This window comes from Kribbella yunnanensis (genome assembly GCF_039529655.1).
Taxonomy (GTDB): Bacteria; Actinomycetota; Actinomycetes; order Propionibacteriales; family Kribbellaceae; genus Kribbella; species Kribbella yunnanensis.
In genome coordinates this window covers 1-11735 of record NZ_BAAANF010000024.1, presented here as the reverse complement: position 1 = coordinate 11735, position 11735 = coordinate 1, and the positions used below count along the sequence as shown (strand labels likewise).

The following is an 11735-nucleotide window of genomic DNA, read 5'->3' as shown; positions in this document are numbered from 1 at the left end:
GGAGCGGCGGGGTTCGGGGGTCAGCCGGTGACTGGGATGTGGGTTTTGATGGGGGTGGGGGTTGGGGCGTTGGGCGGGCCCTCGACCGGGGGGGGCGGGGTCGGCGTGGGGGTTGGCGTCGGCTTGACCGTGGCGGGTTTGGCGCAGGTGGCTGAGGCCAGGCGGATGATTTGGGCGCCGTTGCCTAGGTTGATCTTGAGGCCGGTGATGGTGAAGGAGCCGTCGGCGTTCTTGATCTGCTCGTTCACCGTGATGGCGATCAACGGGTTGGCCGGGGTGCTGAAGGTCTCGGTGGTGCTGGGGATCTTGATGGTTTGGCCCAGCAGGGTGAGGGCGCCGACGTCGATGCCGCCCTTGGCGCCGGAGCACCAGACGTTGACGGCGTCGATGCCGACCAGGGAGCTCGGTGGGGTGAGCAGGAGCTTGCAGAGGTCGGGGAGGTTCTTGACCGGCAGGTCCTTGGTGCTCAACGAAGGCAGCGGGATCGGCAGGCCCAGGTCCGGCAGCTTGATGTCAGGCAGCGGGAGGTCGTCGGCGCCGGTCGGGGGCAACGCGTCGCACTGCTTCTTCAGGTCGGGCGGGATCGGGATCTGGCCGAGGATGTCGGCGCCGACCGAGATGTCGATGAGTTCGACGGAGGCCGAGTTGTTGCCGGCGTTGACGGTGCCGGCGCGGACCGCGAGCAGTGGGTTGTCGGGGAGTTCGAGGGCCGAGGACTTCTTCGGCTTGCCGTCGAGGGATTCGACGTACGGCGTCTTGTCGACGGGTACCTGGCCTTCGGCGCTGACGGCGTAGGCCGACGAGGGCCGGGTGGCCGCGCTCCCCACCGGCGTACTGGCGACCAGGCTGAACGCCACGACTCCGGCCACGGCGGCTGCCGTGACGACGGTCGGTGCGAGCTGTCGGCGCATCTCCGGTCTCCTCACGTACGTCACTTGTTGTCGATCTGAACGAGAGTCCCGAGCGGGACCCGCTGAAGTTTCGCCAAGGCGGTCTTAGGCACCCGGACGCATCCGGCGCTGATCGCGGCTCCGAACACGTCGGCGCGCGGCCAGCCGTGGATCGCGACCGTACCAGGTCCGCCACCGAACGTGTCGAGAGTGGGACTGTGCGCACCCAACGGCAGCACGATCGGCGACGCGGAGCGTTTGTGGTCGACGATCGAGCCGAGCAGGAAGGTGCGTCCGGCCGGGGTCGGGGTCTTGCGCGCGCCGACACCGGCCTTCCACGCACCCAACCGCTTGCCGTTCTCGAACAACTCGATCGTCCGCGACGCCGTGTGCACCCGGATCAGGTACGACGAGGAGGCGCGATCCAGGTCGTCGTCGCGCATCCAGCCGGTCGAGCGGTTCGGCTTCGAGGGCAGCAGCACGCGGACCCAGCCGTCGGTCTGCTCGACCACGGGTAGCCAGGTCGGCCCGAACTGCTTCGGCCCGATCTTGGCGAACGGTTCGCCGTCCGGGGCGGAGTACAAGGCGGACTCGGATCGCGGGTGGACGACGACGCCGTCGGTCGCCGCATACGGCTCGGGATCGAGGGGTGCGGTCGCGAGAGTGGTCGCCGTACTGGATGCGGCGAGGGCTGTGAGGTCGACCGGTGGTGGTTCGTCCTCGTCGTTGCCGAGGATGCCGATGACGGCGACGACTCCGAGCAGCAGCAGGACCGCGAGGGCAGGCATGGAGCTGCTACCGAGCTCATCCCGCGACCTGCGCATCTCCCCAGCTCCCCGTGACCGGCCTACTGTCCGACGACGACAATAGGCCGATCCGGAGCGTTACGCCACGGTAGGTGACCCGTGAGTAGCAAACGTTATGGCGTATCCGGGTGGTTCTTGTTCCGCCGGCGCAGGTAGCGCTCGAACTCCGCGGCGATCGCATCGCCCGAGGCCTCCGGCAGGTCGGCGGTGTCGCGCTGCTCCTCCAGGGAGTGCACGTACTCCGCGACCTCGGGGTCCTCTTCGCTCAGCTCGTCCGCCCCGCGCTGCCAGGCGCGGGCCATCTCGGGCAGCTCACCCTCGGGGATCTGCAGGTCGAGCAGGGCCTCGATCTTGCTCAGCAGCGCCAGGGACGCCTTCGGGCAGGGGGAGCCCGCGATGTAGTGCGGGATCGCGCCCCAGATCGACACGGCCGGTACGCCGAGCGCGGCGCAGAGGTCCGCGAAGACGCCGGTGATGCCGGTCGGGCCCTCGTACGTCGACGGCTCCAGGCTCCACGAGGCACTCAGCTCGGCGTCCGAGGAGGTTGCCGAGACCGGGATCGGCCGGGTGTGCGGGGAGTCGGCGAGCAGGGCGCCCAGTACGACAACGATCTGGGCGTTGGACTCGTCGACGACCTCGAGCAGCTCCTGGGCGAAGCCGCGCCAGCGCATGTTCGGCTCGATGCCACGGATCAGCAGTACGTCGCGGTCGGTGTCGGCCGGTTGGGCCACGTAGACCCGGGTTGTCGGCCAGGTCAGCTGCCGGTCGCCGTTCTCGTCGAAGCCGACCTCGGGCCGGTTCACCTGGAAGTCGTAGTACTCCTCCGGATCGATCTCGGTGACGAGCTCGGCGTTCCACTCCTCGATCAGGTGGTCGACCGCTCCGGTGGCCGCTTCGGCGGCGTCGTTCCAGCCCGCGAACGCCGCGATCACGACCGGGTCCCTCAGGTTCGCGAGATCAACCACTCGCAGGCCCCCTGTCGTCTGTTAGCCATCCGGCAGGGTGCCGGAATCCGGACTGCCAGCCTACGTCGTCCGATCACGCCACGCGCGACGTTTCACCCCCGGCGGAACGTGTCGACCTGCGCAGAAGGAAAATGGTTCCAACACAGGACAAAGTGGAGGGGGAGCCGTGCTGCAGGCCGTGCTCTGGGACATGGACGGAACGCTGGTCGACTCGGAGAAGGTCTGGGCGGAGGTGCAGCTCCGGGTGCTGCCCGAGCTGGGTGGGACCTGGACCGACGAGGACAGCCTCGGGCTGATCGGCAGCGATCTGCGCGACGCCGTCCAGGTCTGGCTGAAGGCGCTGCCCGCCGGTGTGATCACCGGTGAGGAGCTGGCCGAGCGGATCTTCGGCGAGGTGATCGTGTCGCTGCGCCGGGAGGTCGAGTTCCAGCCCGGGGCGCTCGAATTGCTCCAGGCGCTGCGCAAGGCCGACGTACCGTGCGCGCTGGTCTCCGCGTCGTACCGGGTGATGATCGACGCGGTCCTGAACCACCTGCCGGACGATCCGTTCGACGTGATCATCGCCGGTGACGAGGTGACGAACGGCAAGCCGCATCCGGAGCCCTACCTGACCGCGGCGGCCAAACTCGGGGTCGATCCGACGCAGTGTGTGGTGATCGAGGACTCGATGACGGGCACCGAGTCCGGTACGGCGGCCGGTGCGTACGTCGTCTCCGTACCGCACTGGGTGCCGATCCCGGAGGCGCCGCGCCGTCTGGTCGTGAACTCATTGGAAGTCGTGACTCCGGAGTCACTGCGGCAGTTGCTCTCCTGAGGCGCTACCGTCACTTGGTGCCCTCGGGGGCGTTACTGGGGTAGTTGGGCTGGGGAAGGTGACATGTTGAGCGAGTTGTGGCGGCGGTTGGTGGTGACCGCTGCGGTCGGTGGGCTGGGTGTCGGGCTGGTTGCGTGCGGTGAGCCGGACGACAACGCGCCGCACACCGGCACGACCAGTCCGAAGGCGATGGTGCTGCGGCTGGCGACCACCGACACGATCAGCTCACTCGATCCGGCCGGTCCGTACGACATCGGTTCGCGGACCGTGCAGGCGAATCTCTACCAGACCCTGCTGACGATCCTGCCGGGGAAGCCGACGCCGGTCCCGGATGCGGCGGATTGCCAGTTCGATTCGCCGACGACGTACACGTGCAGTTTGAAGGAAGGTCTGACCTTCCCGAACGGGCATCCACTGACCTCGTCGGACGTGCGGTTCAGTTTCGACCGGATGCTGACGCTGAAGACTCCGGGTGGGCCGGCACCGCTGTTCGCGTCGGTGAACTCCGTGAGTACGCCGGACGAGCTGACCGCGGTCTTCAATCTGAAGGCTCCGGATGCGCGGCTGCCTTATCTGCTGACCACGACCGGCGCGTCGATCGTGGACGAGGAGTCGTACCCGACGAAGAAGCTTCTCGATGCGACCGCGGTCGGCAGCGGGCCGTACCAGTTGACGGCGTACCGGCCGGGGGAGTCGGTGACGCTGGCGCGGTTCGCGGCGTACAAGGGGTCTCGCGCCGCGCAGAACGACGGGGTGCAGCTCAGTCTGGTCAAGGACGCGGTGGCGCTCAATCAGGCGATCACGAACGGCAAGACGGATCTGGCGTACCGCGGGTTCACGATCGGGCAGCTCGACAAGCTCCGTACGTCGAGTGCCGTGCAGGTGGTCGAGTCCGACGACGCGGTGATTCAGTTCGTCGCGTTCCAGCTCAAGTCGGTGACGTCGCGCAAGCTCGCCGTACGACGGGCTGTCGCGCAGCTGATCGACCGGCCGGCGCTGGTGAAGAAGGCGTACGCCGAACACGTGAGTCCGCTGTATTCAATGGTCCCGCCGAGCTTCGGTGGGGCGACGGATGCGTACCGGTCGGAGTACAAGCAGCCGAACAAGGCGGCCGCAGCGGCGATTCTGAAGGCGGCGGGGGTCAAGGGCGCGGTGCCGTTGACGCTCGGATGGACGCCGACCCGGTTTGGCCCGGGGTCGAAGGCTGAGGCGCTGGAGCTCAAACGGCAGCTGGACGCGTCGGGGCTGTTCCGGGTGACTCTGCGGAGCGCGGAGTGGCCGGCGTACCAGCAGTTGGTGCGCTCCGGGGTGTTCGACCTGTACCTCGCGGGGTGGATCCCGGAGTACCCGGACGCTGACAACTACCTGGCGCCGTTCGTCGGGGTCAGCGACCCCTTCCCGAACGGGTACCGTTCGGCGGCCGCGACAAAGCTGCTGCAGCAGGAAAGAGCCGAGCAGAACGGCATCAAGCGCGCCGAGCTGCTCGAGCAGTTGCAGGGCGTGTTCGCCCGGGAGGTGCCGGTAGTCCCGACCTGGCAGGGGCGACTCAGCGTAGTCGCGGGCAAAGATGTGCAGAACGTTTCCGGAGCGCTCGATCCGCTCGCTTTTTTGCACCTGTCGGGCCTGCGTAAATGACACAAAGATGCCATGACAGTAACGTTTCGCGAGGTAACCGCGACCCTCGGTAGGAGGGCGTGCTTTACTGCGGAAACGTCCACGATACGGGACGATTTCCTGGCGATCACGATCGGGCAACGCACCGCATTCGGCGTTTGACTCCAGACCGTAATGGCGGCAGGTTAAGGCGGCAGCCATACCGGATTTTGCTCCGGTTCAACCGAATGAGGCAGGGGAGTCGCATCGCGTGAGCGCACCACTCGAGGTCGAACCGGGGTCGACGGCGGCCCAGCCGGAGGCCGTCCTCGACGGAGTCAAGAAGATCGAGGGCCGTTCGCTCTGGCAGATCTCCTGGACGCGGCTGAAGCGCGACAAGATCGCGATCGCCGGTGGAGTCTTCGTCCTGCTGCTGATCATCGTGGCGATCTTCGCGCCGCTGATCTGCAAGCTGATCGGCATCACCCCGAACGACTTCCATCAGGACCTGGTCGATCCGTCGCTGCAGACGCCGATCGGCCGGCTCGGCGGCATCAGCTGGGACCACCCGCTCGGGATCGAGCCGGTCAACGGCCGCGACATCCTGGCCCGGATCCTGTACGGCGCCCGGATCTCGCTGCTGATCGCCTTCCTGGCGACTTTGCTGTCCGTGGTCATCGGTGTCGTGATGGGGGTCGTGGCCGGCTACTTCGGTGGCTGGGTCGACACCCTGATCAGCCGCTTGATGGACATCTTCCTGGCGTTCCCGCTGGTGCTGTTCGCGCTGGCGCTGGTCGGCGCCATTCCGGACTCGGTGCTCGGACTGACCGGCGATCCGCTGCGGGTGGCGCTGATCGTTTTCATCATCGGCTTCTTCAGCTGGCCCTACATCGGCCGGATCATCCGCGGCCAGACGCTGTCGCTGCGCGAGCGCGAGTTCGTGGACGCGGCCCGCAGTCTCGGCGCGCGGCGGCCCTACATCCTGTTCACCGAGCTGCTGCCCAACCTGATCGCGCCGATCCTGGTCTACTCGACGCTGCTGATCCCGACCAACGTCCTGTTCGAGGCTGGTCTGTCCTACCTGGGTGTCGGCGTTCGGCCGCCGACAGCGAGCTGGGGCGACATGCTGTCGATCGCCTCCAAGTGGTACCAGGTCGACCCGATGTACATGATCCCGCCGGGCCTGTCGATCTTCGTCACGGTGCTGGCCTTCAACCTGTTCGGCGACGGGTTGCGCGACGCGTTGGACCCGCGGTCGCGGTAGTACTTCTCTCCAAACCGGGAGCCGTGTGAAGGCACAGCTCTCACCACAAAAAGGGGTGCAACAAGAGATGAGTCGGAAGCGCATCACGACGGTGACCGCCGTCGCTGCGGCCGTCGCCTTGAGTCTGGCGGCTTGCGGGGGACCGAAGGCCAAGCCCGGAGGTGGCACCAGCGAAGGTGGCGCCACGCCGGAGGCCAACGCGGCCGTGGACAAGGTCTACAGCCCGAGCGACAAGAAGGGTGGCACGCTTCGGATGGGCATCACCGAGGCGTGGGACTCCACGGACCCCGGTGACACCTACTACGGTCTGTCCTGGAACCTGGTGCGGAACTACGTCCGCCCGCTGATGACCTTCAAGGCCACTCCGGGCGAGGACGGCGGGAAGCCGGTGCCGGACCTGGCCGAGGCTCCTGGTGTGCCGAGTGACGGCGCCAAGACCTGGACCTACAAGATCCGCAAGGGCATCAAGTTCGAGGACGGCACGCCGGTCACGTCGAAGGACGTCAAGTACGCCGTCGCGCGGTCGCTGGACAAGGCGACCCTGCCGAGCGGTCCGACGTACTTCAACGACTTCCTGCTGGACGTGCCCGAGGGCTTCAGCGTCTACAAGGACAAGGAACTGGCCGGGGTCGCGAAGGCGATCGAGACGCCGGACGACCAGACCATCGTCTTCCACCTGAAGAAGGCGTTCTCGAGCTTCGACTACTTCGCGCAGCTGCCGTCGACCGCTCCGGTCCCGCAGGCGAAGGACACCGGTGCGAAGTACAAGGAGCACCCGGTCGCGACCGGTCCGTACAAGTTCGGTTCGTACGACCCGAACAAGGGCTTCGACCTGGTCCGCAACGAGAACTACGACGCGTCCACCGACCCGGACTCGGGCCGCAAGGCGCTGCCGGACAAGTTCACCATCGCGTACAACGTCGAAGGCACCGACATCGACCAGCGGCTGATCGCCGGTGACCTCGACGTCGACCTCGCCGGTACCGGTGTGCAGCCGGAGACCCAGGCGAAGGTGCTGGCCGACCCGAAGCTGAAGGCACACACGGACAACGTGCCGGCGCCGCGCCTGAACTTCACGGTGCTGAACACCGAGGTCCCGCCGCTGGACAACGTCCACTGCCGCAAGGCGATCCTGTACGCCGCCGACCACGAGGGTTACCAGCGCGCCTACGGTGGCCCGATCGGTGGCGACATCGCGACGAACCTGATGCCGCCGTCGGTGCTCGGCTCGCAGAAGTTCGACGACTACGGTTTCGAGGCCGACAAGAACGGCAACGTCGAGAAGGCCAAGGACGAGCTGAAGCAGTGCAACCAGCCGAACGGCTTCGCGGTGAACATCGCGTTCCGTGGTGACCGCAACAAGGAGAAGGCAGTTGCCGAGACCCTGCAGCAGTCGCTGAAGAAGGCCGGCATCACGCTGACCACCAAGCCGTACCCGACCAGCGACTACACCAAGCTGTACGCCGGCAAGCCGGACTTCGCGAAGGCGAACAAGCTCGGCCTGATCGTCTACAGCTGGGGTGCGGACTGGAACGACGGCTTCGGCTTCCTGCAGCAGATCGTCGACAGCCGGACCATCCGGGCCACCGGTGGTAACACCAACCTGGGCATCCGGCTCCCCGAGGTCGACGCCCTGGTCGACAAGGCGATGTCCGAGACCGACGAGACCAAGCGCAACGGCTACTGGGTCGACGTCGACAAGAAGGTCATGGAGAACGCCGGCGCGCTGCCGGGTATCTGGGCCAAGGGCCTGCTGTACCGCCCGGACACCGTGGCCAACGTGTTCACGAACGCCGGTCAGAACATGTACGACTACGCGGCCATCGGCCTCAAGTAGTAGTCGTTGCCCTGACCAACCAACCGAAATCGCTCAGCAGAGGTAGGTGAAGGCTGACGGTGGCCGGTGATCAGCGATGATCACCGGCCACCCCGCCGAGCACGGTGTTCGCATATCTGGTCCGCCGGGTGATCGGAGCAGTAATCCTGCTCTTCATCGTCACGGCCGTGACATTCGCGATCTTCTTCCTGGTTCCCAAGCTCGGCGGCGCGACCGCCGACGACCTGGCGTCCCGCTATGTCGGCAAGAGCGCGGGGGCGGCGCAGATCCACGAGACCGCGGTTCGGCTCGGCTTCACCGACCCGCTCTACGAGCAGTACGGCCGCTTCGTGAAGGGCCTGTTCGTCGGGCAGGACTACAACTACGGCCCGGCGACCGAGCACTGCCCGGCGCCGTGCTTCGGCTATTCGTTCCTGACCCAGCAGCCGGTGTGGCCGGACCTGGTCGCGCGAATACCGGTCACCGCCTCGCTGGCGGGTGGTGCGGCCTTCATCTGGCTGATCACCGGCGTCGGCACCGGCATCGTCTCGGCGCTCAGACGCGGTTCGGTCCTGGACCGGTCGCTGATGTCGGTCGCGCTGGCCGGTGTCTCGCTGCCGATCTTCTTCACCGGCCTGCTGTCGCTGTCGATCTTCAGTTACGGACTCGGCTGGACAGTCCAGGGCGGTACCAACCCACTCGATGAAACGAACCCCATCTGGTGGGCGTACGACCTCATCCTTCCCTGGGTGACACTGGCCTTCCTGTACGCCGCGTCGTACGCGCGGCTGACCCGGGCCGGCATGCTCGAGACGATGAACGAGGACTTCGTCCGGACCGCGCGGGCCAAGGGCCTCACGGAGCGGACGGTCGTGATGAAACACGGTCTGCGCTCGGCGCTCACCCCGATCCTGACGATCTTCGGTCTGGACCTCGGGTTGTTGATGGGTGGCGCGATCCTCACCGAGACGACGTTCTCGCTGCCCGGTATCGGTCAGTACGCCGTCATCGCGCTGCGGGTGAACGACCTGCCGAAGGTGCTCGGCGTGACGCTCGTCGCGGCGTTCTTCATCGTGCTGGCGAACCTGATCGTTGACCTCCTGTACGCCGTCGTCGACCCGAGGGTGCGCATCTCGTGACCGAAACCGCAGACAACACCGTTCAAGGCACCACTGTCCAGCGGCTCCCCCGCGGCGAGGCGTTCCTCGACGTACGGGATCTGAAGGTGCACTTCCCGACCGACGACGGTGTCGTCAAGTCGGTCGACGGGATTTCGTTCCAGCTCGAGCGCGGCAAGACCCTCGGCATCGTGGGGGAGTCCGGCTCCGGCAAGAGCGTGACGAGCCTGTCGATCATGGGGCTGCACGCCCCTGGCGGTGCCCGGATCACGGGCGAGATCTTTCTCGACGGTCAGGACCTGGTGTCCTCGACGCCGGAGGAGGTCCGCCAGCTCCGCGGTAAGCGGATGGCGATGATCTTCCAGGATCCGCTGTCGGCGATGCACCCCTTCTACACGGTGGGCCACCAGATCGTTGAGGCCTACCGGGTGCACAACAAGGTGAGCAAGCAGGTCGCGCGTAAGCATGCGATCGACATGCTCGACCGGGTCGGCATCCCGCAGCCCGACAAGCGGGTGGACGCCTACCCGCACCAGTTCTCCGGCGGTATGCGGCAGCGCGCGATGATCGCGATGGCGCTGTCGTGCGACCCCGACCTGCTGATCGCCGACGAGCCGACGACCGCGCTCGACGTGACCGTACAGGCGCAGATCCTGGACCTGATCCGGGACCTGCAGCGCGAGTTCAACTCCGCGGTCATCATCATCACCCACGACCTCGGCGTGGTCGCCGAGCTCGCCGACGACATCCAGGTGATGTACGGCGGCCGCGCGATCGAGTACGGGACCGCGGAGGACATCTTCGACAACCCGCAGCACCCGTACACGTGGGGTCTGCTGGGCTCGATGCCGCGGATCGACCGCGAGCGCACCGAGCGGCTGATCCCGATCAAGGGCACGCCGCCGAGCCTGATCAACGTGCCGAAGGGCTGTGCCTTCAACCCGCGCTGCAACTACGCACACCTGAACGGCGGCGCCAGCGAGACCGAACGCCCCGAACTGCTCGACATCGGCGCCGGCCACAAGGTCGCCTGCCACCTCTCCCCGAAGGAACGCCAGCACGCGTGGGAGACCGACATCAAGCCGAAGCTGTGAACGGGACGACACTGTGACTACTCCACCCGATACCTTCCCCGCCCCACCACCCCGGTCGGAAATCGATCCCCTTGCCGTCCCGGGCGTGGAAGCACCTGCCATTGGCGAAGAGCTGCTGTCGGTCGACGGCCTGGTCAAGCACTTCCCGATCCGCAAGGGCCTGCTGCAGCGGCAGACCGGCGCCGTACAGGCTGTCGACGGCCTGACGTTCAACGTGACCCGTGGCGAGACGTTGTCGCTGGTGGGCGAGTCCGGTTGTGGCAAGACGACGACCGGCCGACTGCTGACCCGGCTGCTGGAGCCGACCGCGGGCAAGATCGTGTTCGAGGGCCGCGACATCAGCCACCTCGGCGAAGCGAAGATGCGGCCGCTGCGTCGCGACGTACAGATGATCTTCCAGGACCCGTACGGTTCGCTGAACCCGCGGCACACCGTCGGCAAGATCGTCGGAGCGCCGTACCGGCTGCAGAACGTGAAGACCGAGCACGGCGTGAAGCGTGCGGTGCAGGAACTGCTCGAGCTGGTGGGCCTGAGCCCCGAGCACTACAACCGCTACCCGCACGAGTTCTCCGGCGGTCAGCGGCAGCGCATCGGCATCGCGCGTACGCTAGCCCTCCGCCCGAAGCTGATCGTCGCCGACGAGCCGGTGTCGGCGCTGGACGTGTCGATCCAGGCGCAGGTCGTCAACCTCCTCGAGGACCTGCAGAAGGAATTCGACCTCACCTACGTGATGATCGCCCACGACCTGTCGGTCGTCCGGCACGTGTCGGACCGGGTTGCGGTCATGTACCTGGGCAAGATCGTCGAGATCGCCGACCGCGTCAGCCTCTACGAGACCCCGATGCACCCGTACACGGTTGCGTTGCTGTCGGCGGTCCCCGTCCCCGACACGAAGCGCAAGGGCAACGTCAAGCGCATCCGCCTCGAAGGCGACGTACCGAGCCCGATCAACCCGCCGCCCGCCTGCCGCTTCCACACCCGCTGCTGGAAAGCCCAGGAAATCTGCAAAACGGTCGAGCCCCCGCTCCTCCAGCTGGCCCCCGGCCACCAGGCCGCCTGCCACTTCCCGGAAAACCAGGCCGGCGCAACCTCCACCACCCCAGCCGCCACCAACCAAGCCGGAAACTAACCGAACCAGCACCAGCACATCACCACCAGAGCCAGCGCCTGACGAACCCGTCAGGCGCTGCTTTCGTTCCGCCCTCCGTGCCCAAAGGTGGGTCGCCTTCTCTTTGTGCACGAGATCCATCTTTGTGTATCCACCAGTCATTTTTCGGGGCTTCGCGTGGTTGGTGGGTTCCCAAAGATGAGCTTCGTGCACAAAGAGCGGCGGGGGTGTTGGGGAACGGGTCGCTGCTCTTTGGGGGCGAGGTGG

The 11735-nt window shown here is 66.7% G+C and carries 10 protein-coding genes; 7 read left to right on the top strand and 3 right to left on the bottom strand.

Features of this window, described 5'->3' with window-relative positions; translation table 11 throughout:
- Window positions 1-20: 20 nt before the first annotated feature.
- The 3 genes from ABD231_RS36060 to ABD231_RS36050 form a co-directional block, all read right to left on the bottom strand.
- Complete coding sequence (locus ABD231_RS36060) at window positions 21-911, bottom strand: hypothetical protein (RefSeq protein ID WP_344162716.1); 891 nt, start codon at window positions 909-911, stop codon at window positions 21-23.
- Window positions 912-931: 20 nt separating this feature from the next.
- Complete coding sequence (locus ABD231_RS36055; RefSeq protein WP_344162713.1) at window positions 932-1714, bottom strand: L,D-transpeptidase; 783 nt, start codon at window positions 1712-1714, stop codon at window positions 932-934.
- 95 nt (window positions 1715-1809) lie between these two features.
- Entirely contained in the window at window positions 1810-2661 is an 852-nt protein-coding gene (locus ABD231_RS36050; protein ID WP_344162710.1) for a PAC2 family protein, read from the bottom strand.
- Between the two features lie 166 nt (window positions 2662-2827).
- On the opposite strand from ABD231_RS36050, the gene ABD231_RS36045 reads away from it, so the two are divergent.
- The 7 genes from ABD231_RS36045 to ABD231_RS36015 all read left to right on the top strand — a co-directional run bounded on the left by ABD231_RS36045 (window position 2828) and on the right by ABD231_RS36015 (window position 11489).
- Window positions 2828-3475, top strand: a complete 648-nt coding sequence (locus tag ABD231_RS36045) for an HAD family hydrolase (protein WP_344162707.1) — start codon at window positions 2828-2830, stop codon at window positions 3473-3475.
- Window positions 3476-3538: 63 nt separating this feature from the next.
- Window positions 3539-5110, top strand: a complete 1572-nt coding sequence (locus ABD231_RS36040; protein ID WP_344162704.1) for an ABC transporter substrate-binding protein — start codon at window positions 3539-3541, stop codon at window positions 5108-5110.
- Window positions 5111-5339: 229 nt separating this feature from the next.
- Entirely contained in the window at window positions 5340-6332 is a 993-nt protein-coding gene (locus ABD231_RS36035; protein WP_344162701.1) for an ABC transporter permease, read from the top strand.
- Window positions 6333-6399: 67 nt separating this feature from the next.
- Window positions 6400-8169 (top strand): ABC transporter substrate-binding protein, encoded by a 1770-nt coding sequence (locus tag ABD231_RS36030; RefSeq protein WP_344162699.1) that lies wholly within the window; start codon window positions 6400-6402, stop codon window positions 8167-8169.
- A gap of 104 nt (window positions 8170-8273) precedes the next feature.
- The gene (locus ABD231_RS36025) at window positions 8274-9287 is read left to right on the top strand and encodes an ABC transporter permease (RefSeq protein ID WP_344162696.1); all 1014 of its coding nucleotides are present in this window, start codon (window positions 8274-8276) and stop codon (window positions 9285-9287) included.
- Window positions 9284-10360, top strand: coding sequence for an ABC transporter ATP-binding protein (locus ABD231_RS36020; protein WP_425554242.1), 1077 nt, complete (start codon window positions 9284-9286; stop codon window positions 10358-10360). Before ABD231_RS36025 ends, ABD231_RS36020 begins: the two co-directional genes overlap by 4 nt.
- 85 nt (window positions 10361-10445) lie before the next feature.
- The gene (locus ABD231_RS36015) at window positions 10446-11489 is read left to right on the top strand and encodes an ABC transporter ATP-binding protein (RefSeq protein WP_344162693.1); all 1044 of its coding nucleotides are present in this window, start codon (window positions 10446-10448) and stop codon (window positions 11487-11489) included.
- Window positions 11490-11735: the final 246 nt, after the last annotated feature.

Excerpts from the sequence above, each read along its gene's own strand:
- ABD231_RS36060 (WP_344162716.1), bottom strand. The coding sequence starts at position 911 with ATGCGCCGACAGCTCGCACCGACCGTCGTCACGGCAGCCGCCGTGGCC.
- ABD231_RS36055 (WP_344162713.1), bottom strand. The coding sequence starts at position 1,714 with ATGCGCAGGTCGCGGGATGAGCTCGGTAGCAGCTCCATGCCTGCCCTC.
- ABD231_RS36040 (WP_344162704.1), top strand. The coding sequence starts at position 3,539 with ATGTTGAGCGAGTTGTGGCGGCGGTTGGTGGTGACCGCTGCGGTCGGT.
- ABD231_RS36030 (WP_344162699.1), top strand. The coding sequence starts at position 6,400 with ATGAGTCGGAAGCGCATCACGACGGTGACCGCCGTCGCTGCGGCCGTC.